The organism is Alistipes muris (genome assembly GCF_943193205.1).
GTDB classification, from domain to species: Bacteria; Bacteroidota; Bacteroidia; order Bacteroidales; family Rikenellaceae; genus Alistipes; species Alistipes muris.
Map to the genome: position 1 here is coordinate 80,097 of NZ_CALPDD010000001.1, position 23,136 is coordinate 103,232.

Consider the following 23,136-nt stretch of genomic DNA (forward strand, 5'->3'; position numbering starts at 1 on the left):
CGCGATATGATTTGTTTACAAATGTAATTACAAATGGAAAGTCAAGAGAATTTTATTATTTACAAATGTAATCAACATCCCCTATTCGGTGAATTTTTCAGCAATTTTTCGGTATTGTCGCCTATCGGACATTGTTTTTTCTGCCGTTTTCTAATCACCTTTATATTATGTTAAATAAATAAAAAGTGTAGGGTGGAATTTTCCACCCTAAACTCTGTATTACAGCGTAATATAAATTTGTAAACAGCCCTTTATCCGGCGATTTTGGCGGCTATTTCTTGGAACTCTTCCGGCGTCAAATGGAGCTTTTCGCGGTGGAAATCGACGTCGTTTTCGCTTTGGATGGGAATCAGATGGATGTGCGCATGGGGTACTTCCAGCCCTAAAACCACGATTGCTACCTTTTTGCACGCTATTTCACGCTGGATTTGTGCCGCTACCCGTTTGGCAAAAAGCATCATGCCCGAAAGCGTGCGGTCGTCGAGGTCGAAAATGTAGTCTACCTCTTGCTTGGGGACTACCAGCGTGTGCCCTTTCGTCAGCGGATTGATGTCAAGAAATGCGTAGTAGCTGTCGTCTTCGGCGACTTTGTACGAGGGAATTTCCCCTGCGATGATTCGTGAAAAGATGGATGCCATATTTTTGATTGGTTTGATGTGATTCTGCATTTTTGCGGCAAAGGGGTTTTCTGGCCTATTTAGAACCGAATATGTTGTGGTTGCCAGGCTGGGAATAATCCGGCAAGCCGCGGCCGAATAAGCCCCTCCCCTTAAAAAACAAGATAATGGGCTCAAGAACTCTTTTAGAACTGCTTCTTGCTTGCGGTTATCCGTCTGTTGCGGAGGATTCCGAGTGCAAGATTCAGGTACCCGAAAATCAGTATGATGACGTTTACCCAGCTGAACGACAGGTATTTCGTTGCGACCGAGATTATCCAGCCGAGCGTCAGGGCGCTCCACAGCCCCAGCAGACCGTATTGCCGCCGTAAATTGCGCTTCGCTTTTTCCGGGTCATGGGCGGAGCGCCGCCACCGGAGTTCTTCGGGCGTTGGTTTGCGGGGTGTCCGGGCCATTATTCGTCGAATTTGGGCTTGAGAATTTCGGACATGATTACAGCCTGCCGCAGGTCGAAATCTGTGTTACGGGCATTTTCGGGCTGTATTTCGGCTTGTTTCGGGGTTTCCGGGGCTGAACTTGCCTTGCGTTCCCGGCTTTCTTTCTGGGCCTTTTTCGCTATGAAATCCGCGTATTTTCCGGGCGAGGGCGCTTCGGCAAGGCGTTGCGGCTGAACTTTGGCTGTTTCTCCGAAAGGCTCGGGTTGCGGCGGAAAGGCCTGCCTCTGTGCCGGCCATGCTTCGCCCGGCGCCGTCTGGCGGCGTTTTTCGCCTTTTTGGGTGTTTTTGCGGACTTGTCGGACGCCGTTGTAGGCTATCACGGCAATGACTGCGATCCATTTCAGAAAGCCGAAATCCTCCATCGGGGTCAGTTTATCGTTCGTTTTACGCTCTCTATTCCTTTGATTTTCCGAAGTTTGTCCATTACGGCGGAGAGACTTTCGGCGTCCCTGACATACAGGCTGATGTCGCCCTCGAAAATCCCGTCGTGGCTGTGGATGTTCACTTCGCGGATGTTGATGTTGAAATCGTTGCTCACCACGTTGGCCAGGTCGAGCAGCAGCCCCATGCGGTCGATGCCGCGCAGCTGCGTCGTCACCAGGTAGGAATCGGCCTTGTGCTGCGACCACTTGATTTCTTCCTTGACGATGTTCTTGCCGTATTGCGATGCCAGGCGGTTCAGTTCGTCGCACGTGGCTTTGTGTACGATGATGTCGCCCGTCGCCGGGTCGCGGTACCCTACCACCTTGTCGCCCGGAATCGGTTTGCAGCACTCCGCTATCTTGAACTGCGGTTCCGGCGCCGCCGGTTCCGGATTGGGTTCGTTCGGGTCGGTTTCGTCCCCCTCGTCTTCGGTTTTCGACGGGATGAACAGGGTCCAGAACTTGAGTTTCTTGCTTTTGGAGTTTATCTTGAGTACTTTTTCCAGGTCGTCGAGCGAGATGATTCCCGCGCCGATTTTGCTGTAAAGTTCTTCCTTGTTGTTGCAGCGGTAGATGGGGACTATCTTTTGCAGTACCCGGCCGCTGAGGTTGATATTCAGCGCTTTCATCTTCTCGCCGAGCAGCTGCATCCCTCGTTCGATGTTGTTCTGCCGTTCGCGTTTCAGAAAGCTCTTGATGGCTTGTTTGGCTTTGCCCGTCGTCACCGCTTCCAGCCATTCGGCTTTGGGGCGTGCATTGTCGGCCGTGATGATTTCTATCTGGTCGCCGTTGTTTATCTGCGTGGTGATGGGTTCGAGCTTGTGGTTGATTTTGGCGCTGATGGCGCTGTTCCCTATCTTGGAGTGGATGTCGTAGGCGAAGTCCAGCGCGGTCGCTCCGTATGGCATTTTCCGCGATTCTCCTTTCGGTGTAAATACTGCGATTTCAGATGTATATAGCGATAACTTGAAGTTGTCCAGGAAGTCGACCGCGCTTTCCGTCGGGCTGTTCAGCGCCGTCCGGATTTGTTTCAGCCACTTGTCGAATTCGTCTTCGTCCTGCGAAATCGTCGCGTGTTTGTATTTCCAGTGGGCCGCGAATCCGCGTTCGGCGATGTCTTCCATGCGTTGGGTGCGGATCTGTACTTCGACCCATACCCCGTCGGGTCCCATGACCGTCGAGTGGAGCGCTTCGTAGCCGTTGGCCTTGGGCATCGAAATCCAGTCGCGCAGGCGGTCGGGCTTGGGGGTGTAGATGTCCGTGATGGTCGAGTAGATTTGCCAGCACTGGGTCTTTTCCGACGGGAACGGCAGCGGTTTGAATACGACCCGGATGGCGAACAGGTCGTAGATTTCCTCGAACGGGATTTGTTTGCGCTGCATCTTGCTCCAGATGGAGTAGACGCTCTTCAGCCGGCCCGATATTTCGTAGTTGAAGTGGTCGCGGTCGAGCGCTTCGATAATCGGGGCGTTGAATTTGTCGATGAATTCCTTGCGCGAGGCTTCGCTCTCCTGGAGTTTCTGTGTGATTTCGGCGTATTGCTGCGGAAACCGGTATTTCATGCAGAGGTCTTCCAGTTCGCTCTTGATGGAGTAGAGCCCCAGCCGGTAGGCCAGCGGCGCAAACAGGTAAATCGTCTCTCCCGTAATCTTGATTTGCTTGTTCATCGGCATCGAGCCCAGCGTGCGCATGTTGTGCAGGCGGTCTGCGATTTTTATCAAGATTACACGGACGTCGTCCGAGAGGGTCAGCAGCACTTTGCGGAAGTATTCCGCCTGTTCCGAGGTGTCGGCGTTGAATACGCCCGACATCTTCGTCAGTCCGTCGACCATCGAGGCGATTTTCGGCCCGAAGATGCGTTCCATGTCTTCCACGGTGTATTCCGTGTCTTCCACCACGTCGTGCAGCAAGGCTGCCACCACCGATTTGACGCCCAGGCCTATTTCGTCCGCCACAATCCGGGCCACTGCAATAGGATGCAGGAGATACGGTTCGCCGCTGCGGCGCCGTACCCCCTCGTGTGCTTCCTTGGCAAGGAAAAAGGCTCGTTTGATGAAATCCCAGTCTTCGTCGTTCTTGCAGATTTTCGTGCAGGAGAAGAGCAGGGCGTCCCATTTTTCCTTGATCAGGGCTTCATCCTCGGCAGTGTATCCCATACTTTATTCCTTTGCGTTCTTCGTCGCGTCGCGGACCTTTTCTTCGATTTCTGCCGCCAGCGCTTCGTCGTTTCGCAGCAGTTCCTTGACCGCATCGCGGCCCTGGCCTATCTTCTTGTCGCCGTAGGAGAACCACGAGCCCGCTTTCTTGATTACGCCGTAGTCGACGCCCAGGTCGATGATTTCGCCGATTTTCGAGATTCCCTCGCCGAACATGATGTCGAATTCCGCCCGTTTGAACGGGGGTGCCACCTTGTTCTTCACAATCTTCACCTTGGTGCGCGTGCCCAGTTGTTCTTCGCCGTCCTTGATGACCGACATGCGGCGGATGTCGATGCGGACGCTCGCATAGAATTTCAGTGCGTTGCCGCCCGTCGTCGTCTCCGGATTGCCGTAGACGATGCCGATTTTGTCGCGCAGCTGGTTGATGAAGATGCAGACCGTCTTGGTCTTGGCGATGCTCGACGTCAGTTTGCGCAGGGCCTGCGACATCAGGCGGGCTTGCAGACCCATCTTCGAGTCGCCCATTTCGCCTTCGATTTCGGCTTTCGGCGTCAGCGCCGCTACCGAGTCGATGACAATGATGTCGATGGCGCTCGAGCGAATCAGCGAATCGGCGATTTCGAGCGCTTGTTCGCCGTTGTCCGGCTGCGAAATCAGCAGGTTGTCCACATCGACGCCCAGTTTCTGGGCATAGAAGCTGTCGAATGCGTGTTCCGCGTCGATGAACGCCGCTATGCCGCCCGCCTTTTGCGCTTCGGCAATCGCATGAATCGCCAGCGTCGTCTTGCCCGACGATTCGGGACCGTAGATTTCGATGACGCGGCCTTTGGGGTATCCGCCCACGCCCAGGGCTATGTCCAGCGTGATCGAGCCCGTCGGGATGACCGGGATGTCGTTCACTTCCGTGCTGTTCATCCGCATGATCGACCCCTTGCCGAAGTCCTTCTCTATCTTTTCCATCACTGCGTTCAAGACCTTCAGCTTGTCCGCATTCGCTTGTACTTTCTCTGCCATTATGGTTTTGGTTTTTAATTATTTGCTTGTGGTTATTTCTTGTTTTGCTGTAGGTGCCACTCCAAGATTTGTTCGTAGTGGTTCTTCGTGTCTACCTTGTCGAATATCTTTTCGATGCGGCCTTCCGCGTCGATGACGAACGTCGTGCGCAGGATGCCCATGTACTTGCGCCCGTACATCGACTTCTCGGCCCATACGCCGTAGGCTTCGGCTGCCGAGTGGTCGGTGTCGGCCAGCAGCGTGAAGTTCAGTCCGTGTTTCGCGCAGAAGTTCTGGTGCGACTTTTCGCTGTCGGGGCTCACCCCTACGATGCGAAATCCCTGCCGCGCCAGTTCTTCCTTGCCGTCGCGCAGGCTCTGCGCTTCGAGCGTGCAGCCCGACGTGTTGTCTTTCGGGTAGAAGTAGAGGATCACGCGTTGGCCGCGCAGGTCCGCCAGCGTCAGCGGTTCCCCGTCCTGGGTCGTCGAGCGGAAGTCGGGCGCCGTTTGTCCCGGTTGCAGTCTGGTCATCTTATAGAATACTTTTTTTGTAAAGATACGGACAGGCCGGACGCAATGCCGAATTCGTTCGTGCATTGCTGCGGCGGGAGTACCTTTGACAAAGTCAAAGATAGGAAAAATTTCGTTTCGTCCGCCGCCCTATGGGCCATTTTTTCGTGCCTCAGTCCCATTCGTAGGTCACTTCGACTTGTTCGTGGAATTCTTCCTGCGTGGCGTTCAGTTTCTTGTGGCAGGCCGGGCAGCGGATTGCTGTTTCGGTTTCCACGTATTCTCCGCATCCTACGCAGGGCGCCAGCAGGCCGTAGCCCGGTTGCAGGTAGTGGTCGAATCGCGCGCCGCAGTGGCGGCATCTGATTTTGTAGGCTGTTCCCATCGTTCTTCGTGTTTTGGTTTCACGATACAAAGGAACGGCAGTTTTGTGTCAGGTTGTGACACTTATTTGAAAAGTGGAAAATAAATATGAAAATCGGCCCGTCTACGAAGCGACTGACTGGCCGAATACGTTGAAAGGTGTTGTTTCAGAGCATGTTGGTGCTAAGATACCGATGCAGGTAGTTCGTCAGTTCCGGCCCCTCGACAATCCGGATGTCGTCGAGCAGCCCCACTACAAAGCGGCCGACGCCTGCCATGCCTGCCACTTCGGTGTCCAGCAGCCAGCGGCCCTCCCCCAGCGGCCGGACGTCGCGTTCGGCCAGCGGATATTCCTCGCACAGCAGGTTGTAGGCCAGCATGCCCAGTTCGAGTTGTACGCGGCAGCGGCGTTCGCCATGCAGGCGGAATGCGTCGATGAAGCCCTCGCGGTGGGCTGCGGTGTGCTGCCATTCGTCGCCCAGCGTCACCGAGCCTATGCGCGAGGTCTTGAACAGTTTGTTCGCGCCGTCTTCCGGGTCGTAGCACCACACCTGTACGTAGTTCGTCGTGAAAGCGAACGGTTCTACCCTGCGGTCGCGTACTTCGCCGCCGTGGGCCGATTGGTAGCCGTGCAGGGTCGCCTGCCGCCGTTCTTCGATGGCTTCTATCAGGTTGCGGATGTTCGGGGCGTTCTTGCCGCGTACCACCGTGTCGGCCAGCGTCTTGTTGTTGTAGACCGAGTAGAGCTTGCGTTTCAGATTCTGTTTCAGCAGGTTCGTGTCGTCGATATTTTCGATGGCGTTTTTCAGTATGACGGCTTCTTCTTCGGTGAAGTGGACCAGTTGCGAGATGTCGCGGAAATGGGGCGATTCCTTGTCCAGACGGATGCAGTCGCCCGTCTTCTTGATTACGAACCCCGCTTCGCGGAAGGTGTCGATGTAGCGGTAGACCGTGCGGCGCGACATCGAGAGCCTCTCGGCCAGTTGGTCGACGTTGTAGGTCGTGTTGGCCGTCAGCAGTTTCATCAGCCGCAGCAGGCGTTCGAGTTTGGGTTGGTCCATGACGCTAAGGTACGAAAAAGCCGCGGCATAATTTGTCGCGGCTTTATGGATTTTCCTCCTGGCCGTTAGTGCGCCAATACTTTCTTTTCGATTTCCTCGACTTGGAGACGGAAATTCTTGTCGGTTTCCATCAGGTTCGCCACCGCCTTGCACGAATGGAGTACCGTGGCGTGGTTGCGGCCGCCGATGGCCGAGCCGATGGTCGTCAGCGGCGCCTTGGTGTGCTGTTTGGCCAAGTACATGGCAATCTGCCGGGCCTGTGCGATTTCGCGGGTGCGCTCCGAGGAGTTGAACCGGGCGAAGTCGAGGTTCTGGTGCTTGCACACCACGTCGATGATATGGTCGATGGTAATCTCTTTCTGATAGAGTTTCACATAGACCTTCAGTATTTCCTTGGCCAGCGTGGTCGTAATCTTGCGGCCGAGGAACGAGGCGTTGGCCACCAGCGACGACAGCGCGCCTTCGATTTCGCGGACGTTGGCCGAAATGTTGTCCGCCAGGTAGGCCGCCACTTCGTCCGAAATCTCCGCACCGAGGTGCCGGGCCTTGGCGTGAATGATCTTCAGTTTCGTTTCGTAGTCCGGCGTGGCGATCTGCGCCGACAGCCCCCATTTGAAGCGGGTCAGCAGGCGCTGTTCGATGTCCTTCAGCTCCACGGGCGGTTTGTCCGAGGTCAGCACGAGCTGCTTTCCGGCCAGTTGCAGGTGGTTGAAGATGTTGAAGAACGCGTTCTGCGTGCCCGTCTTGCCCGTCAGTTCCTGGATGTCGTCGATAATCAGCACGTCGATCATCTGGTAGAAATGGATGAAGTCGGGGATTTCGCCGTTTTTGTAGGCCGTCTGGAACTGCGCCTGGAACTTGTTCATCGACACGTAGAGCACTTGCAGTTCGGGGTGCCGCTGCCGTACTTCGTGGCCGATGGCTTGGGCCACGTGGGTTTTGCCCAGCCCCGAATCACCATATATATATAGGGGGTTGAACGGCGTGTTGCCCGGATTGACCGCCACCGACATGCCCGCCGAGCGCGCCAGCCGGTTGCATTCGCCCTCGATGAAGGAGCCGAACGTCAGACCCGGGTTGAGCTGCGGGTCGATGATGATCTTCTTGAGACCCGGAATTACAAAAGGATTTTTTATATTTGCCGTGTTGGTCTGCGTGTTGAAGCGCGCGATGTTCGTCGTGTCGGCGTCGGCCGCTACGCTCACAGGCGCCGTCGCACGCGGTACGGCATAGTGCAGCCGCGTTTGCTGACCGTAGAGCTGCGAGATGATGGGCTTCAGAAACGGGATGTAGTTCTTTTCGATCTGATGCACGTAGCTCTCGTTGGGTACCCGCAGGCGCAGGGTCGTGCCGTCGAATTCGAGCGGTACGATGGGCTGGAACCATTTCCGGAACTCTTCGGCCGTAGTCTGGGCCTTGATGCGGTCCAGGCAGTTCTGCCACATGTCGCTATATGTCTGCGGGTTGTTGAGCATGACGGGGGTTGCACTGTTTTTGATGCGACAAAGTTGTGAATAAATTCGCAGAAAAATCTTCCGAAATCGGTTGCAAATAATCTTTTTTTATATATAGAAACGCAACGGTTTCCGGCCCCGAAATTTTAACTCGCTGATATTGAATAATCGAATTTTATTCGTTATATTTGCATATAAATTTTTTGGTACGGTTCGATTTTTAATTATAAATAAAACTAATGAATCTTATGGCAAACGATGTAGAACAATTGGTGCGGAGCAAGGCGCAGGCTTGGCTCGACGGGCATTACGACGAGGCGACCAAGAAGCAGGTCAAGTACTTGTTGGACAACGACATGAAGGAGCTCATCGAGAGTTTCTACAAGGACCTCGAGTTCGGTACGGGCGGTCTGCGCGGCATCATGGGCGTGGGTTCCAACCGCATGAACGTCTATACCGTCGGCGCCGCTACGCAGGGCCTGGCCAATTATCTCAAGAAGAATTTCGCGGGCGAGCGTATCCGCGTCGCCATCGGCCACGACAGCCGCAACAATTCGCGCATGTTCGCCGAGCGCGTCGCCGACATCTTCGCGTCCAACGGTTTCGATGTCTTCCTCTTCGACGCCTTGCGTCCCACGCCCGAGTTGAGTTTCGCCATCCGCGAGTTGAAGTGCCATTCGGGCGTCGTCGTCACCGCGTCGCACAATCCCAAGGAGTACAACGGTTACAAGGCTTATTGGACCGACGGTTCGCAGGTCACCGCGCCCCACGACAAGAACATCATCGCCGAGGTCGCCAAGATTACCGACGTCGATATGATTCTCACCGGTAAGAATCCCGGCAACATCACCATCCTCGACGAGAAGTTCGACGAGATCTATCTCAATAAGGTGCACGAGTTGTCCCTCTCGCCCGAGGCCGTCCGCAAGCACCACGACATGAAGATCGTCTACTCCCCCATGCACGGCGCCGGCGTGCGTCTCGTGCCCGCTTCTCTCAAGAAGTTCGGGTTCTCCAACGTCATCATGGTCAAGGAGCAGTCCGTCATCGACGGCAACTTCCCCACCGTCGAGTCGCCCAACCCCGAGGAGCGCAAAACCATGTCGATGGCCATCGACCTCGCCGCCCGCGAGGGTGCCGACCTCGTCTTGGCCACCGACCCCGATTCCGACCGTATCGGCGTCGCTCTGCGCAACAAGAAGGGTGAATACGTTCTCTTGAACGGCAATCAGACCTTGGTGTTGTTGATGAGTTACCAGCTTACCCGTTGGGCCGAGTTGGGCAAGCTCGACGGCAACCAGTATGTCGTCAAGACTATCGTCACTTCGCTCATGGCTAACGCCGTCGCCGACCATTTCGGCGTCAAGTGCTACGATTGTCTCACCGGGTTCAAGTACATCGCCAAAATCATCCGCGAGAACGAGGGCAAGGCCAAGTATATCGGCGGCGGCGAGGAGTCGTTCGGCTACCTGGCCGGCGACTACGTGCGCGACAAGGACGCCGTGTCGGCTTGTTCGCTCGCGGCCGAGGCTGCCGCCTGGGCCATGGATACCATGGGCCTCACGCTCTACGAGTGGTTGCAGGAGCTCTACGTCAAGTACGGTTTCTATCGCGAGGGGCTTGTTTCGGTCGTTCGCAAGGGTAAGGAGGGTGCCGAGCTCATCCAGAAGATGATGGTCGATTTCCGCGCTACCCCGCCCCGTACGATTCTCGGTTCGCCCGTCGTTAAAATCAATGACTTCCTTTCTTTGGAGCAGACCGACGTCCGCACGGGTGCCAAGACCCCTATCGAGCAGGACAAGAGCAACGTTCTCCAGTGGTTCACCGAGGACGGTACCATCGTCTCCGTCCGTCCTTCCGGTACCGAGCCTAAAATCAAGTTTTACTTCGGCGTCAAGGCTCCCTTGGCTTCCGTCGCCGATTTCGATGCCACCTTGGAGCAGCTCGACGCTAAAATCGAGGGCATCAAAAAGGACCTCAAGTTGGAATAGTTTTCCAGCAGCTAAAGGAAAAAGGCATTCCGGATGGAGTGCCTTTTTCTTTGTGTGGTGTCGTCATCCCGTTTTTGGGGTGCTTGCTGGATGCTGTTGCCTTGCCATTCGGCTGTAAATTGCACCGCAGACATTGCCCTCTCCTCCACAAAACGGCGTCGGAATGGTTTCCCGAGCCTAAAAATACTTTTTCCGTTAAATAAACTATAAAAATAGTTGTAAAATTAATATTTTAGTTTTATGTTTGCATTGTGTCAACTAAAAATATAGTTATGAAAATCCCGGAAAATACCAAATCCCGGCCGCAGGAGCTGACGCGGGCCGAATTGGAAATCATGCAGCTGTTCTGGGCCCAGGGGCCGTCGATGGTCAACGGCCTGCTGGATGCGATGCCCGAACCGAAGCCTGCCTACAACACGGTTTCGACTGTGGTCCGTATCCTCGAAAAGAAAGGGTTCGTCGGCCACAAGGCCTACGGCAAGACCTACGAATATTATCCAGTCGTCTCGAAAGAGACTTATGCAAGCCGTTATATGGATACCGTGCTCGATAATTTTTTCAGCGGGTCGTTGAGCAGGCTGGTCTCGTTTTTTTCCGAACACAAGTCCATCACGGTCGAGGAAACGGATGAAATTCTGAAAATGCTCCGGGAGCGCCGTTAAGATGAAAACACCTTTATTATATGCTTTCGAAGTTTGCCTGTGCTGCGGCGTGCTGCTCGGTTTGTATCGGTGGCTGTTCGAGTGCCGCGTCCCGTTTCGGGCATGCCGGATTTATTTGCTTGCTGCCGTGGCGGTTTCGGCCTTGATTCCGGCGTTGCATATTCCGGTCTACCCTGCCGCTCCGGTTGTGTTCCCGTCCGTTGCCGGGCAGGCCGGACCTCAGTGGGAAGGGATTGCCGGCTTCTTTGAATCCGCTGCGACCGTTTCCGCTGCCGAACCGATTCGGACGCCAGGCTGGCCGGATATGTTGTCCGATGCGTTACTGGTCGCCTATGCCGTTGCGGTTTTTGTGCTCGTCGTGTTGTTTGCCATGCGCTTGGCGGCTATCGCACGCTTGCGTCGGCAGGCCCGGCTGACGCGTTTTCGCGATTTCGTGCTGGCCGAGCATGCCGCCGTCCGCACTCCGTTTTCCTTTCTGCGGACGGTTTATCTCGGCGAGGGGTTCGACGGGTCCCGTCGGTCGATTGTCCTGCGGCACGAGACGAGCCACGTGTGTCACCGCCATTCGGTCGAGCGCGTCGCCATGGAAGCGATGCTTTGCGTGCTGTGGTTCAATCCGTTCGCTTGGGTTGCCGCACGTCGGCTGCGCGAGGTGCAGGAGTGGGAAGCGGACCGTGATGTGCTGGATGCCGGCTGCGATCTGACGGATTATCGGACGACCCTGTTCTCTCAGCTTTTCGGTTGTAATCCGGATATGACCTGCGGGCTGAGCCATTCATTCACTAAAAAACGGTTTCTTATGATGACACGTAACAAATGGGGGCGGTTCGCTGGATGGCGGCTCGCCGCCGCTCTCCCTTTCGTGGGCGGGTTGCTTTGCCTGTGCGGTTTTACGGCCCGCGAGACCGCGATTGCGGACGATATGCCTGCTGTCGTTCGTATTGCGGCGGACGGTTCGATGACATTCAACGGCCGTGAGGTGACCGAAAGTCAGCTGTTCGGTTTCGTTGCCGCCGAGCGGGAAAAACTCGCGGCGGCGGACCGAAATTCCGGGCCTGCGAAAGCGGTGAATCCGCAGATTTTCATCGGTGCGGACGGCGCTGTTTCGCTTAACGGTGATGCCGTGACGCTCGCTGAACTCGAAACGAACCTCAAGACATTCCGTGCCGGGCTGTCGGCCGCCGAGTTGGCCGATGTGTATGCCGAAGTTTCAGGCGCTTCCTCTGCGCCGATGGCGGTCGTGACCGATGTGCAAGAGGTTTTGCGCCGTGTTCCGCTTCTGAAATTGCATTATCGTTGCGGCGGAAGTTCCGCATCGCGGATATTGGCGCCTGCCCCGGGCGGCAGCGGAAAGGTCAGGGTTATCGAGCCCGTGCCCGATCAGCAAAACGATTTGGTGGTATGGATCAATGAAAAGGGGCGGGTGATGGTCGAGTTGTCCGGTTCTTCCGAAATCGTTCCGTTGGCGGAGTTGTCGGACCGGATTTCCGATTTCGTCGAGGGCCGAATCGGCCATGCCGAACGTAAAGTGAAATCGTTCGGGCTGCCCGACGGCCGGACCGTCGATTATCCTGTTAGCCGGGGCGTCGTGTGGGTGGTTCATTCGCGCTATACACCCTACGATAAATATGTATCCGTGCAGCAGGCCGTGACAGCCGGATTCGGGACTGCGCGCGATGCGTTGGCCCGGGAGTGGTTCGGCAAGCATGCCGCGGCATTGACCGATGCCGAGCGGCAGTTGGTTTGGCAGGCTCTGCCGATAGCGGTTCTCGACCGCGATTGACGGTTACGAGACGTAAATGCAAGCCCCTGCATCGGAGCAACGACTTCGGTGCAGGGGCTTTCTTTCGCCGGGGACGCGGCGCTCAATCTTCGGTCCGCAGTTTCCCGTTCGCCTTGTGGCGGTCTTTGTCGCGGGCGGTTTTCTTGGCGAAGTTGGCTTCCAGGGCGGCCGTGAGGTCCACGCCCGTCTGATTGGCCAGACACACCAGCACCCACAGCACGTCGGCCATTTCGTCGGCCGGGTCGGTGTTTTCGCCCGCCTTGAACGATTGGTCGCCGTAGCGGCGGGCCATTACGCGAGCCAGTTCCCCCACTTCTTCGGTCAGACACGCCATGTTGGTCAGTTCCGAGAAGTAGCGGACCCCGTATTCCTTGATCCATGCGTCTACCCTCTCTTGCAGTTCCTTGATTTCCATATTATTTCACCCTTATCAAGTTCAGTCCGTCGCGTATCGGGACAATGACGTTTTCCACCCGCGGGTCTTCCACTATCATGCGGTTGAATTCCACCAGCGCCTGCGTGTGGCGGTCGTTGTGCGCCACGGGTTCGGCCACTTTGCCCGACCACAGGATGTTGTCCGCTATCAGTATCGTGCCGCTGTGTACCAGCGCTTTGCCGCCACCGTCGCCCATCAGCATCCGGTAGTAGTCCGGGTATTCGCGTTTGTCGCCGTCGATGAACGCCAGGTCGAACGGTCCGCCCAGCGTCGGTGCTATCTCCAGCGCCGAGCCGATGTGCAGGCGGATTTTCGCGCCGTGGGGCGAGCGGTCGAAATAGCTTTGGGCCATCTCTTCCAGTTCATCGTCCGCTTCCACCGTGTCGAGCCGCGCATCCGCTTCCAGCCCCGCCGCCATCGAGAGCGCCGAGTAGCCCGTGAAAGTGCCGATTTCCAGCACGCGCTGCGGCCGGACCATCCGTACAATCATCTCTAAGAGCCGTCCCTGCACGTGTCCCGACAGCATCCGCGGCGCAATCATCCGTTGGTGCGTTTCGCGGTCCAGTTCCCGCAGCAGTTCTTCTTCGGGTTCGGTGTGGTCGTGTATGTAGCGTTCCAGCGCGTCCATCCTATGCTCTGTAAAAGCCTTGCTTGTGGAATTCGTACCATGCCGCGATGGCTTCCGGTTCGTCGGCGCCCAAGGCCAGCAGGTATTCGCGCGAGAATTCCAGGTAGCCCGTGCCGTTGGCCGTCACCATGCCGCCGTCGCGCACGGCTTGCCGTTCTTCGTAGCGGGCCGCTCCCGTGTAGCGGTCGCCGCCCCATTTTTGCAGCATCTCCACCGTGTTGCCCGTGTGGCGCACTTCGTTCAGAAAGCCGTGGACCGCCAGGAACGAGACTGCATTGCAGATTGCTCCGACCGGCAGGCCGCGACGGCGCGCTTCCTCTACTATCCCTGCAATCTTTTCGGCTTCGGGCTTGTCCCAGTCCATGCCGCCCGCCAGCACCACTCCGGCGCACTGCGCAGGCAGTCGGTCCGCCGCATAGTCCGGCGTCATGCGCAGTCCGCCCAGCGAGGTCGCCGGGCCGCCGTCGGGTGTCATGTATTTCACTTCGCAGTATCCCGGGTGTCCCGGCATCACGCCCCCGCGCAGCGCCGGGGCCAGGAACGCCGCTTCCCAGTCGGCGAACCGGTCGAGCAGTACGATAACGATTTCTTTCATCTTATTTGTAGGTTAGTCTGGACATCTTCGTGAAGACTTCTTCGGCCGCTTCGGTCAGTTGCGCCGCGGTCAGGGCTCCGATTTTGGCGTAGACTTCTTCCATCGTGTCTATTTCGTCGTGCGTCAGCAGGCTCTTGCCCGCGCTCAGCATGTAGTTTTCGTTGCTCTCGCCCGAAATGGCCAGTTGGGCGATGAATTGTTTCTTGGCCATCGAGAGTTGGCGCCCCGTCAGCGGCGTGGTCCGCAGGCGTTGCAGCTGGCGTTCGACCAGTTCGGCGCACTGCGCTTCGTTGGTGTGTTCCGAGCTGAAGTAGATGGCCACCAGGCCGCTGTCGCCGTAGGGTATGTAGTTCGCTTCGATGTTGTACGACAGACCGTGTTTTTCGCGTACTTCCACGTTCAGCAGCGAGTTCGCCGACGGGCCGCCCAGCACATTGACCAGCAGCGCCAGCGGCAGGCGTTTCGTCTCTTCGATGCCGCAGGCCCGGTTGCCGATGATGCAGTGGGTCTGGTGGGTGTGTTTGGTCACCGTCTTCTCGAACGGTTTTACCGCCGGGGGCGCCGCCCTCTCGAATCCGCGTGTCGTGGCCGCCTGTTCGCCGAAGTAGCGCAGGGCCGTCGCTTCGGCCGTCTTGGGCGAGAAGTTGCCTATCGACGAGAAGACCATCCGGTCGGTCGTGTGGGTCCGGGCCGTGAACGCGCGGATCGCAGCGCCGTCGTAGCGCATCAGCGCCGCCTTGCGGCCCAGTATGTTGTGGCCCAGTTCCGACCCCTCGAACAGCATATCCTCGAACGTGTCGTAGAGCATCTCCGCAGGCGAATCCTTGTAGGTGTTGATTTCGTCGGCGATGACTTCCTTTTCTCGTTCGATTTCGCGTTCCGGAAAGGTCGAGCGGAACGCGATGTCGGCAATCAGTTCGGCCGCTTTCGCAAAGTCGCCCCGTAGCGTCGTGGCGTGTATGGTCGTCTCTTCCTTGGTCGTGAAGGCGTTCAGTTCGCCGCCCAGGTTTTCCAGCCGGCAGTTGACCTGCCAGGCCCGACGGCGTTCGGTGCCCTTGAAAAAGGCGTGTTCGGTCAGATGGGCCAGTCCGTATTGGCCGGGGTGTTCGTCGCGGCTGCCCGCTCCGATGACCAGCGCGCAGTGGGCCACCGTGCTCCGTACCTGCCGGTGGATTCCGCGGATGCCGTTGGGCAGCGTGTAGGTGTAGAACTCCATTTCTTACAGTTTGGTGCGCAGGCGCAGGTATTCGCCCGTGCGGCTCTCCGTGCAGCGTTCCAGGTCGCGGGGCGTGCCCTCGAATACCAGCCGTCCGCCCGCCGTTCCCGCTTCGGGTCCCAGGTCCACCACCCAGTCGGCGCATTTGATGACGTCCATGTTGTGTTCCACCACCACAATCGTGTGTCCTTTGGTTATCAGGGCGTTGAACGCCGCCAGCAGTTTCGAGATGTCGTGGAAGTGGAGCCCCGTGGTCGGTTCGTCGAAGATGAACATGATGTTTCCGCCGCTCTGTTCCTTGGTCAGGAACGACGCCAGTTTCACCCGTTGGCTCTCGCCGCCCGAGAGGGTCGACGACGACTGCCCCAGTTTGACGTAGCCCAGTCCTACGTCCTGCAAGGGTTGCAGGCGTTCCACTATGCGGCGGCAGGTCGCGTTCTTGTCGTCTTCGCCAAAGAACGCAATCGCTTCGTCCACGGTCATTTCCAGCACGTCGCAGATCGCTTTGCCGCGGTATTTCACTTCCAGCACTTCGTCGCGGAAGCGGCGGCCGCCGCACGCTTCGCACAGCAGTTCCACGTCGGCCATGAATTGCATCGACACCTTGATGACCCCCTCGCCCTGGCATTCTTCGCAGCGGCCGCCCGCCGTGTTGAACGAGAAGTGGGCCGGGCTCAGCGAGTTGTGTTTCGAGTAGGGTTGGTCCGCATAGAGCTTGCGTATTTCGTCGTAGGCCTTGATGTAGGTCACCGGGTTCGAGCGCGACGAGCGGCCGATGGGGTTCTGGTCCACCATCTCCACCGTACGCAGCAGGCCCGTGTCGCCTTCCAGCCCGTCGAAGTCGCCCGGTTTGGCTCCCGTGTCGAACAGCAGGCGCCGCAGCGCCGGGTAGAGGATTCCTTTCGCCAGCGACGATTTGCCGCTGCCGCTCACTCCCGTGATGCAGGTCATCACGCCCAGCGGGATGCGGACGTCGATGTTTCGCAGGTTGTTTTCGCGGGCTCCCTTGACCGTTATCGAGCGGCTCCAGCCGCGGACTGCCGGCGGCGGGGCGATGGTCCGGCGGCCTGTCAGATAGTCGGCCGTCAGGCTCTTTTCGTCCTTGAGCAGTTGCGGCAGCGTGCCGCTGAAGACCACTTCGCCGCCGTTGTAGCCTGCCCGCGGGCCGATGTCCACAATCCAGTCGGCCGCACGGATGACTTCTTCTTCGTGTTCCACCACGATGACCGTGTTGCCCAGGTCGCGCAACTGTTTCAGTACTTTGATAAGGCGGTTCGTGTCGCGCGGGTGCAGGCCTATCGAGGGTTCGTCCAGGATGTAGAGCGAGCCCGTCAGGTTGCTGCCCAGCGAGGTCGAGAGGTTGATGCGCTGGCTTTCGCCGCCCGAGAGGGTCGACGACAGGCGGTCCAGCGTCAGGTAGCCCAGCCCTACGTCGGCAAGGTATTGCAGGCGGTTGCGGATTTCCACAAGGATGCGCGCCGCCGTCTTTTCGTCGTGGCTGTCGAGTTCCAGCGCTCCGAAGAACGCTGTCAGTTCGTCCACAGGCATCTTCACCAGTTCCGCTATGTTGCGTCCTCCGACCCGTACATAGAGCGCTTCCTTGCGCAGGCGCGAGCCCCCGCATTCCGGACAGAGGGTCTTGCCCGTGTAGCGGGCTTTCATCACCCGGAACTGGATTTTCCGCCGTTCGGAATCTATGTAGTCGAAAAATTCGTCCAGTCCGTGGAAATGTTCGTTGCCGCGCCACAGCACGCGTTTCTGTTCCGGTGTCAGCGCATGGAACGGCGTGTGAATCGGGAATCCGAACTTCGCAGCGTTCTCCACCAGTTTCTCTTTCCAGCGGCGCATCGTCTCGCCGCGCCAGCAGGCGATGGCGTCTTCGTAGACGGTCTTGCTCTTGTCCGGAATGACCAGGTCTTCGTCGATGCCCACCACCTTGCCGTAGCCTTCGCAGCGGGGGCAGGCTCCCAGCGGGTTGTTGAAGCTGAACAGGTGTTCGGTCGGCGGCTCGAATTCGATGCCGTCGGCCTCGAAGCGCGACGAGTAGCTTTCCTCGCCGTTTTCGCCCGCCACTATGCAGATGCCGTTGCCGTAGGAGAATGCGCGGGCCACCGAATCGCGGACCCGGGTCGCCGTGTCGTCGTCGGCCGTCAGCCGCAGGCGGTCTATGACGACCTCGAATGCTTCGGCTTTCGTGTCGGGTCCTATGGTGGGCAGTACTTCTTCGATCAGTCGCGTTTCGCCCCCGGTCCGCACGCGCATCAGGCCGTCCGAGAGCAGCAGCGTCATCTTCTCGATGAGCCCCTGCCCCGCCGCCAGCCGGATGGGTGCCGCTATGATGATTCGGCTCCCCTCCTTTTCGGCAAGAATGCGGGCCGCCACGTCGTCCACGCTGTAGCAGCGCACTTCCTGCCCCGATACGGGCGAGTAGGTGCGGCCGATGCGGGCGAACAGCAGTTTCAGATAGTCGTAGATTTCGGTCGTCGTCCCGACCGTCGAGCGGGGGTTGCGCGTGTTGACTTTCTGTTCGATGGCAATGGCCGGGGCGATGCCCGTTATCAAGTCTACGTCGGGTTTGCCCACCTTGCCCAGGAATTGCCGCGCGTAGGCCGAAAGGCTCTCCACATAGCGGCGTTGTCCCTCGGCGAATATCGTGTCGAAAGCCAGCGTCGATTTTCCCGAGCCCGAAAGTCCCGTCACCACCACTAATTTGTCGTGCGGTATTTCGACGTCGATGTTCTTCAGGTTGTGGACCCGGGCTCCTTTTATATATATGCAGTTTTCGTGTCGCATGGGGAATGACCGGAAAACAAATAATCGTGAATTTTGAATCAAGCCCTTTTCATGGATTGTCAGGAAAAAGGCCGATTCTCAATTTTTAATTTTTAATTTTTAATTCTCAGCAATGCTTCCTCCCGCTTTCTTCAGCCGTTCTTCCAGTTCTTCGGCCCGGCTTTCGCGGATCGTCAGTTCCATCGTGCAGAGGTTGTCGAAGCGTTGGGCGCGGACGGTCGGTCGGCATTCCTTGATTGCGCGCATGACGTCGTTCATCGCCATGTAGGGGAAGTCCACCCGGATTTCGCGGTCTACCGTGCGTTCCACCACCGTCGCCGCTGCAAGCGCTTCGGCCGCCGCTTCACGGTAGGCGGCTATCAGTCCCGGCACCCCCAGTTTCGTGCCCCCGAAATAGCGCACCACTACTATCAGGCAGTCCGTCACTTCGGCCGACAGCAGTTGTCCCAGTATCGGTTTTCCCGCCGTGCCCGAGGGTTCGCCGTCATCGTTGGTCCGGTAGCGTTCGCCCCGCGGTCCCAGCCGCCACGCATAGCAGTGGTGCGTCGCATCGAAATGGCGTTTGCGCAGGGCGTCCAGGTGTTCGCGGATTTCTTCTTCGGTCCGTACCGGGTATGCGTAGGCCAGGAATTTGCTGCTCCGTTCGCGCGACGCCGCTTCGGCCGCCGCTTCGAGGGTCAGATAGGTGTCTTCGGCCACTTCCTACCTCACTTTTCGGAAAAGCCGCCGCCAGCGGATGTTCGCCGGGAACGATTTGTTCGCTTCCAGCGACAGCCATACGAACGAGGCCTTGCCCACGATGTGGTCTTCGGGTACGAAGCCCCAGAAGCGCGAGTCGGCCGAGTTGTGGCGGTTGTCGCCCATCATCCAGTAGTAGTCCATTCCGAACGTGTATTCCGTCGCCGGGGCGCCGTCTATGCGTATCGTCTCTCCGTCCACTTCCAGCGTGTGGCCTTCGTAGACTTCGATGATGCGGCGATAGAGCGGCAGGTTCTTCGTCGTCAGCGCCACCGTCGTTCCTTTCTGCGGTATCCATATCGGGCCGTAGTTGTCCTGGCTCCAGCGCGGGGTTTCCCATTGCGGGAATACGTCGTTGTTGGGCGGACAGATGTAGCGGCGTACCATCGTCACGTTGTCCATGTTGCGGAGTTTCTCGGCCGTCTCTTCGGTCAGGAACATGTCGTAGCCCACCCGGTTGCCCGAATATTCGCGGATGCCGAGACGTTCGATGGCATAGGGCGTCAGCGGCGAGGTCGTCTGTACGAGATATTGGTGTTGGGTGCCCGGCACCTTTTCCTGCGGTTCGCCGTTCACCCATACGTCGCCGTTGCGTACTGCCAGCGTGTCGCCCGGGATGGCCACGCAGCGTTTGATGTAGTTTTCGCGTTTGTCCACCGGGCGGCTGATGACCGTGTAGGCGTCGTTGAGTTTGCGTCGTCCCTCTTCCTTGCCGAACGACGCTTCGTAGCTGCGCAGTACGTCGTAGTAGGTTACCGCTTGGTTTTCAAGCAGTACCGTGTCGCCCGCCGGGAAGTTGAAGACTACTACGTCGTTGCGTTTTATCTTGCGCAGTCCCTTGAGCCGGTGATAGTCCCAGCGGATCGCTTCGGAAAACGATTTCTTGGTTTGCGAGAACGGCATCGTGTGGTGTACGAACGGGAACGACAGCGGCGTGTTGGGCATCTGCGGTCCGTAGGTCACCTTGCTCACGTAGAGGTAGTCGCCCACCAGCAGCGAGCGTTCCATCGACGAGGTGGGAATCACGTACATCTGGAATACGAACAGGTGGACCAGCGTCGCCACAATCGTGGCGAAAATCACGGCGTTCACCCATTCGTAGGCCGTCTTGTAGAGTTTGCTCCGTTCGCACAGCTTCGCGTTGCGGCTCCACACATGGCGGTAGAACAGCCGCGATATGTAGAAGTCGTAGATCAGCGGCAGCCCCAGCAGCAGCCAGAGGTTGCCCGTCCACACCACGAACCAAAGTACGTAGAGCGTGGCCGTGAGCCCGAAGCCCACCCATTTGTTGCGTAGTATCTCTCTGAGTTTTTCCATATCGTTCCAACGCGTTGCGCGCAGTTTTATTGCATCAGGTCCTCCATGCCGAAAACGCCTTTGCGGCCGCACAGGAATTCGGCCGCCACAACGGCTCCGAGGGCCAGCGTGCGGCGGTTCTTGATGGTGTGGCGCAGTTCCAGTACGTCATCTTCCGATTCGTAGCTCACCGTGTGCGTGCCCGGTTCCGTCCCTTCGCGTACCGAGCTGATGACAAGTTGTTCCGGTGCCGCCGCGGCCGGGTCTTCCGTGCGGTTGGCTGCACATTCGATGCCGGGGGCGTAGTTCACCCACGTTCGTTTCGTCGTCAGATTTCCGATAACCCCTTCGGCCAGCGTGATGGCCGTGCCGCTCGGGGCGTCTTTCTTCTGCGTGTGGTGGATCTCTTCTATCCGCACCTCGTAGGTCGCGTGCAGTCGTTCGATCATCGCCGCCAGTTCGCGGTTCAGGCGGAACAGCAGGTTGACGCCCAGGCAGTAGTTCGAGGCGTAGAACATCGCGCCGCCCCGTTCGCGGCAGAGGGCTTGCAGTTCCGGCAGGCGGTCGGTCCAGCCCGTCGTGCCGCTCACCACGGCCGTGCCCGCTTCCAGGCAGGTGCGGATGTTGTCGTAGGCCGTCTGCGGCGTGGTGAATTCTATCGCCACGTCTGTCTCCGCCAGATGCGCTGCATCCAGTTCTGCCGCGTTGTCCGTGTCGATGATAAGGGCCGTTTCGTGACCGCGCTCCTTGAGTATCTGTTCGATTTCGCGGCCCATTTTGCCGTAGCCTATGATTGCTGCTTTCATGCCTGCGCGTAATTATTCTGACAAAATTACGAATTTTTCTCCGAATATCGGGTTTGCAAACCCGGTTTTATTCGTATCTTTACTTCGTTGTAGATACTTCGCCCATGCGTTATTTCCTCGAACTCCGTTACAACGGCGGTGCTTACTTCGGTTGGCAGCGGCAGCCAGCCATGCCCACCGTCCAGCAGACCTTGGAGCAGGCGCTCGCTACCCTGCTGCGCGAGCCCGTCGAGGTGACCGGGGCCGGGCGCACCGACACGGGTGTCAACGCTTCTTATTATGTGGCGCACTTCGACGTTTCGCAGCCCGTCGCCGAGCCGCAGCAGTTGCTCCGCAAGCTCAATTTCATGTTGCCGGGCGACATTGCGGCCGATTCGCTCACGCCCGTCGCCGACGGCGCCCATGCCCGTTTCGACGCCCGCGAGCGGGAGTATCGTTATTTCATCGAGCCGCACAAGAATCCTTTCACGCGGCACCTCTCGTGGCAATATTACGTGCCGTTGGACGTCGGTCGCATGAACGAAGCGGCGGCCATGCTGGCGGAATTCGACGATTTCACTTCGTTCGCCAAGCTCAATTCCAACAACAAGACCAACCGTTGCCGTATCATGCACGCCGCATGGACGGTCGACGACAGCGGCGTGTTGTGTTTTACGATTCGTGCCGACCGGTTCCTCCGCAACATGGTCCGCGCCATCGTCGGGACGTTGGTCGACGTCGGCCGCGGGCGTTATTCGCCCCACGGGTTCCGGGCCATCGTCGAAAGCCGCGACCTCTCGCGGTCGAGTGCCGGGGCTCCCGCGCAGGGGTTGTTCCTCAGCGACGTCCGCTACCCTCCCGAGGTTTTTTCAAGGGTGTGCGCAGCGAAACATCCGCTCCGATAGCCTCCCAGCGGCCATAAAAAAGGCAGAAGCTCGTGCTTCCGCCTTTCTCTTTGTGTGCCCCGTGGGTTATTCTTCCTCCGGGTCGATGATTTCGTGGGTCCGCAGGTCGACATAGAATTCCGCGTTGTCTTCGCCACTGCGCGTCAGCGCCGTTCTGACTTTGACCACGTTTTTGTTGATGGGTTCGTATTCGCGGATTTCGCCTTTGAAAACTCCCATCCGCACCAGCTTGTTTTTGGTGATGTCCGAAATCCAGAACGTGCCGTTGCTGCCTTTGCAGATGCGTTCCGGGCGGCCGAATGCGAATCCTTTGATGCTTTTGAGCGTCTTGACCCACTCTTTCTGTGCGTAGTCATAAACGTTGATGGCGTCGTTGCTGCCCGTGGCGTACATGCGTTCCGGGCTCGTCGCGAACGTTTTGGGTTTGAACGCCAGGGCCCAGGTCAGTTCGTTGACGTCGATATTGGTGCCGTTCGTGAAATCGTCGTTGATTAGCGAGGGGTCCAGCACCCGGATCGACTGCGCTTCGTAGGCCGTCAGCAGGATGTGTCCTTCTTCGTCGGCTTCCATGTAGTGGGCCGCGAAACCATTGTTCCCCGAGCTGCCCTCACCGGGTCCCGTTTGTTTGTAGCGGTTGATTTTCTGGTAGTTTTCCGGCGTGACGTCCGATTCCTTGTAGACGCTGACTTTGCCGTTCTTGTCGCGGGCGAAAATCAGTCCGTCTTTCACGGTCATCGCCTGCGCCTGGAACACCGGTCCGCTCCAGTTGCCGTTGCCGATGCAGGAGCAGTATTCCATGCCGGGCAGCGAGAATACATGGATAAGCGATTGTTGTTCGGCTACATAGACCCGTTCGTCCGTCACCGTTATCGCGTTGATTTTGCTCGTGAAGTTCTTTTCCGCGTCGTTGACCGTCCAGGTGCTGATGGTTCCGAGCGGCCGTTTGTCTTTCTTCGAGTAGAGAATCAGGCTGTTTCCGGCCGCTGCGCTGTTGGCTACGAACAGCGTGTCGCCGCGTTCGGCTACCGTATAGGGGTTGAAGTCGGCGGTCGCCGCCAGTCCCATCGCTTCATGGCCGAGCGTCTCCACCGCTTCGTAGGTGTAGTACCAGTAGCTGGTGTAGGTCATCTCCTCCAGTTCGGAGCTCCATTCGGGAGCGGCCGTTTGTTCGGTGCACCGCACGGTCGTTGCGGCGCATGCAAGCAGCAGTATATATATAAGTATGCGTTTCAT

22 protein-coding genes are annotated in these 23,136 nt (G+C 57.9%); 4 read left to right on the plus strand and 18 right to left on the minus strand.

Going from position 1 to position 23,136, the window contains the following annotated elements; translation table 11 throughout:
- Positions 1-251: 251 nt before the first annotated feature.
- The 9 genes from NFR47_RS00400 to dnaA form a co-directional block, all read right to left on the minus strand.
- Complete coding sequence (locus tag NFR47_RS00400) at positions 252-638, minus strand: HIT family protein (RefSeq protein ID WP_251213602.1); 387 nt, start codon at positions 636-638, stop codon at positions 252-254.
- A gap of 164 nt (positions 639-802) precedes the next feature.
- Positions 803-1,072, minus strand: a complete 270-nt coding sequence (locus NFR47_RS00405) for a hypothetical protein (protein WP_251213603.1) — start codon at positions 1,070-1,072, stop codon at positions 803-805.
- A complete protein-coding gene (locus NFR47_RS00410; protein ID WP_251213604.1) occupies positions 1,072-1,476 on the minus strand; it encodes a hypothetical protein in 405 nt (134 codons plus the stop codon). The genes NFR47_RS00405 and NFR47_RS00410 overlap by 1 nt, the downstream gene beginning before the upstream one ends.
- Positions 1,477-1,481: 5 nt before the next feature.
- The gene (locus tag NFR47_RS00415) at positions 1,482-3,692 is read right to left on the minus strand and encodes a RelA/SpoT family protein (protein ID WP_251213605.1); all 2,211 of its coding nucleotides are present in this window, start codon (positions 3,690-3,692) and stop codon (positions 1,482-1,484) included.
- A gap of 3 nt (positions 3,693-3,695) precedes the next feature.
- Positions 3,696-4,709 carry a recombinase RecA gene (gene recA / locus NFR47_RS00420; protein WP_251213606.1) on the minus strand — a complete coding sequence of 338 codons (1,014 nt, stop codon included), beginning with the start codon at positions 4,707-4,709 and terminating at the stop codon, positions 3,696-3,698.
- A 32-nt stretch (positions 4,710-4,741) separates the two neighbouring features.
- Positions 4,742-5,218, minus strand: a complete 477-nt coding sequence (gene bcp, locus NFR47_RS00425) for a thioredoxin-dependent thiol peroxidase (protein WP_251213607.1) — start codon at positions 5,216-5,218, stop codon at positions 4,742-4,744.
- Between the two features lie 151 nt (positions 5,219-5,369).
- Positions 5,370-5,582 (minus strand): hypothetical protein, encoded by a 213-nt coding sequence (locus NFR47_RS00430; protein WP_251213608.1) that lies wholly within the window; start codon positions 5,580-5,582, stop codon positions 5,370-5,372.
- A gap of 145 nt (positions 5,583-5,727) precedes the next feature.
- Positions 5,728-6,621, minus strand: coding sequence for a helix-turn-helix transcriptional regulator (locus NFR47_RS00435; RefSeq protein WP_251213609.1), 894 nt, complete (start codon positions 6,619-6,621; stop codon positions 5,728-5,730).
- Positions 6,622-6,686: 65 nt separating this feature from the next.
- Positions 6,687-8,096, minus strand: coding sequence for a chromosomal replication initiator protein DnaA (dnaA, locus tag NFR47_RS00440; protein WP_251213610.1), 1,410 nt, complete (start codon positions 8,094-8,096; stop codon positions 6,687-6,689).
- A 227-nt stretch (positions 8,097-8,323) separates the two neighbouring features.
- On the opposite strand from dnaA, the gene NFR47_RS00445 reads away from it, so the two are divergent.
- The 3 genes from NFR47_RS00445 to NFR47_RS00455 all read left to right on the plus strand — a co-directional run bounded on the left by NFR47_RS00445 (position 8,324) and on the right by NFR47_RS00455 (position 12,511).
- The gene (locus NFR47_RS00445) at positions 8,324-10,066 is read left to right on the plus strand and encodes a phospho-sugar mutase (protein ID WP_251213611.1); all 1,743 of its coding nucleotides are present in this window, start codon (positions 8,324-8,326) and stop codon (positions 10,064-10,066) included.
- A gap of 272 nt (positions 10,067-10,338) precedes the next feature.
- The gene (locus NFR47_RS00450) at positions 10,339-10,728 is read left to right on the plus strand and encodes a BlaI/MecI/CopY family transcriptional regulator (protein ID WP_251213612.1); all 390 of its coding nucleotides are present in this window, start codon (positions 10,339-10,341) and stop codon (positions 10,726-10,728) included.
- A 1-nt stretch (position 10,729) separates the two neighbouring features.
- Positions 10,730-12,511: a M56 family metallopeptidase gene (locus NFR47_RS00455; RefSeq protein ID WP_251213613.1), complete on the plus strand. Its 1,782-nt coding sequence runs from the start codon at positions 10,730-10,732 to the stop codon at positions 12,509-12,511.
- 82 nt (positions 12,512-12,593) lie between these two features.
- On the opposite strand, the gene NFR47_RS00460 is transcribed toward NFR47_RS00455, so the two are convergent.
- From NFR47_RS00460 to dapB, 8 genes are all read right to left on the minus strand, one after another.
- Entirely contained in the window at positions 12,594-12,926 is a 333-nt protein-coding gene (locus NFR47_RS00460) for a nucleotide pyrophosphohydrolase (RefSeq protein ID WP_251213614.1), read from the minus strand.
- Position 12,927: 1 nt separating this feature from the next.
- A complete protein-coding gene (locus tag NFR47_RS00465) occupies positions 12,928-13,575 on the minus strand; it encodes an O-methyltransferase (protein ID WP_251213615.1) in 648 nt (215 codons plus the stop codon).
- A gap of 1 nt (position 13,576) precedes the next feature.
- A complete protein-coding gene (locus tag NFR47_RS00470; protein WP_251213616.1) occupies positions 13,577-14,170 on the minus strand; it encodes a type 1 glutamine amidotransferase family protein in 594 nt (197 codons plus the stop codon).
- A gap of 1 nt (position 14,171) precedes the next feature.
- Positions 14,172-15,386, minus strand: coding sequence for a M16 family metallopeptidase (locus NFR47_RS00475; protein ID WP_251213617.1), 1,215 nt, complete (start codon positions 15,384-15,386; stop codon positions 14,172-14,174).
- A gap of 3 nt (positions 15,387-15,389) precedes the next feature.
- The gene (uvrA, locus tag NFR47_RS00480) at positions 15,390-18,179 is read right to left on the minus strand and encodes an excinuclease ABC subunit UvrA (RefSeq protein ID WP_251213618.1); all 2,790 of its coding nucleotides are present in this window, start codon (positions 18,177-18,179) and stop codon (positions 15,390-15,392) included.
- 99 nt (positions 18,180-18,278) lie between these two features.
- Positions 18,279-18,878, minus strand: a complete 600-nt coding sequence (locus NFR47_RS00485) for an IMPACT family protein (RefSeq protein WP_251213619.1) — start codon at positions 18,876-18,878, stop codon at positions 18,279-18,281.
- A 3-nt stretch (positions 18,879-18,881) separates the two neighbouring features.
- Positions 18,882-20,234 carry a signal peptidase I gene (gene lepB / locus NFR47_RS00490; protein WP_251213620.1) on the minus strand — a complete coding sequence of 451 codons (1,353 nt, stop codon included), beginning with the start codon at positions 20,232-20,234 and terminating at the stop codon, positions 18,882-18,884.
- A gap of 26 nt (positions 20,235-20,260) precedes the next feature.
- Positions 20,261-21,019 (minus strand): 4-hydroxy-tetrahydrodipicolinate reductase, encoded by a 759-nt coding sequence (gene dapB / locus NFR47_RS00495; protein WP_251213621.1) that lies wholly within the window; start codon positions 21,017-21,019, stop codon positions 20,261-20,263.
- A 104-nt stretch (positions 21,020-21,123) separates the two neighbouring features.
- Here dapB and truA point away from each other — a divergent pair, with 104 nt between their 5' ends.
- Complete coding sequence (gene truA, locus NFR47_RS00500; protein ID WP_251213622.1) at positions 21,124-21,903, plus strand: tRNA pseudouridine(38-40) synthase TruA; 780 nt, start codon at positions 21,124-21,126, stop codon at positions 21,901-21,903.
- Positions 21,904-21,969: 66 nt separating this feature from the next.
- On the opposite strand, the gene NFR47_RS00505 is transcribed toward truA, so the two are convergent.
- Entirely contained in the window at positions 21,970-23,136 is a 1,167-nt protein-coding gene (locus NFR47_RS00505; RefSeq protein ID WP_251213623.1) for an NHL repeat-containing protein, read from the minus strand.

Bases quoted from the DNA above. Each gene is read 5' to 3' on its own strand.
- NFR47_RS00470 (WP_251213616.1), bottom strand. From the start codon at position 14,170: ATGAAAGAAATCGTTATCGTACTGCTCGACCGGTTCGCCGACTGGGAA.
- NFR47_RS00455 (WP_251213613.1), top strand. From the start codon at position 10,730: ATGAAAACACCTTTATTATATGCTTTCGAAGTTTGCCTGTGCTGCGGC.
- NFR47_RS00450 (WP_251213612.1), top strand. From the start codon at position 10,339: ATGAAAATCCCGGAAAATACCAAATCCCGGCCGCAGGAGCTGACGCGG.
- NFR47_RS00460 (WP_251213614.1), bottom strand. From the start codon at position 12,926: ATGGAAATCAAGGAACTGCAAGAGAGGGTAGACGCATGGATCAAGGAA.
- NFR47_RS00505 (WP_251213623.1), bottom strand. From the start codon at position 23,136: ATGAAACGCATACTTATATATATACTGCTGCTTGCATGCGCCGCAACG.
- recA (WP_251213606.1), bottom strand. From the start codon at position 4,709: ATGGCAGAGAAAGTACAAGCGAATGCGGACAAGCTGAAGGTCTTGAAC.
- NFR47_RS00445 (WP_251213611.1), top strand. From the start codon at position 8,324: ATGGCAAACGATGTAGAACAATTGGTGCGGAGCAAGGCGCAGGCTTGG.
- NFR47_RS00430 (WP_251213608.1), bottom strand. From the start codon at position 5,582: ATGGGAACAGCCTACAAAATCAGATGCCGCCACTGCGGCGCGCGATTC.
- truA (WP_251213622.1), top strand. From the start codon at position 21,124: ATGCGTTATTTCCTCGAACTCCGTTACAACGGCGGTGCTTACTTCGGT.
- NFR47_RS00465 (WP_251213615.1), bottom strand. From the start codon at position 13,575: ATGGACGCGCTGGAACGCTACATACACGACCACACCGAACCCGAAGAA.
- dapB (WP_251213621.1), bottom strand. From the start codon at position 21,019: ATGAAAGCAGCAATCATAGGCTACGGCAAAATGGGCCGCGAAATCGAA.
- NFR47_RS00405 (WP_251213603.1), bottom strand. From the start codon at position 1,072: ATGGCCCGGACACCCCGCAAACCAACGCCCGAAGAACTCCGGTGGCGG.
- NFR47_RS00435 (WP_251213609.1), bottom strand. From the start codon at position 6,621: ATGGACCAACCCAAACTCGAACGCCTGCTGCGGCTGATGAAACTGCTG.
- lepB (WP_251213620.1), bottom strand. From the start codon at position 20,234: ATGGAAAAACTCAGAGAGATACTACGCAACAAATGGGTGGGCTTCGGG.
- NFR47_RS00415 (WP_251213605.1), bottom strand. From the start codon at position 3,692: ATGGGATACACTGCCGAGGATGAAGCCCTGATCAAGGAAAAATGGGAC.
- NFR47_RS00410 (WP_251213604.1), bottom strand. From the start codon at position 1,476: ATGGAGGATTTCGGCTTTCTGAAATGGATCGCAGTCATTGCCGTGATA.
- NFR47_RS00400 (WP_251213602.1), bottom strand. From the start codon at position 638: ATGGCATCCATCTTTTCACGAATCATCGCAGGGGAAATTCCCTCGTAC.
- dnaA (WP_251213610.1), bottom strand. From the start codon at position 8,096: ATGCTCAACAACCCGCAGACATATAGCGACATGTGGCAGAACTGCCTG.
- NFR47_RS00475 (WP_251213617.1), bottom strand. From the start codon at position 15,386: ATGGAGTTCTACACCTACACGCTGCCCAACGGCATCCGCGGAATCCAC.
- bcp (WP_251213607.1), bottom strand. From the start codon at position 5,218: ATGACCAGACTGCAACCGGGACAAACGGCGCCCGACTTCCGCTCGACG.
- uvrA (WP_251213618.1), bottom strand. From the start codon at position 18,179: ATGCGACACGAAAACTGCATATATATAAAAGGAGCCCGGGTCCACAAC.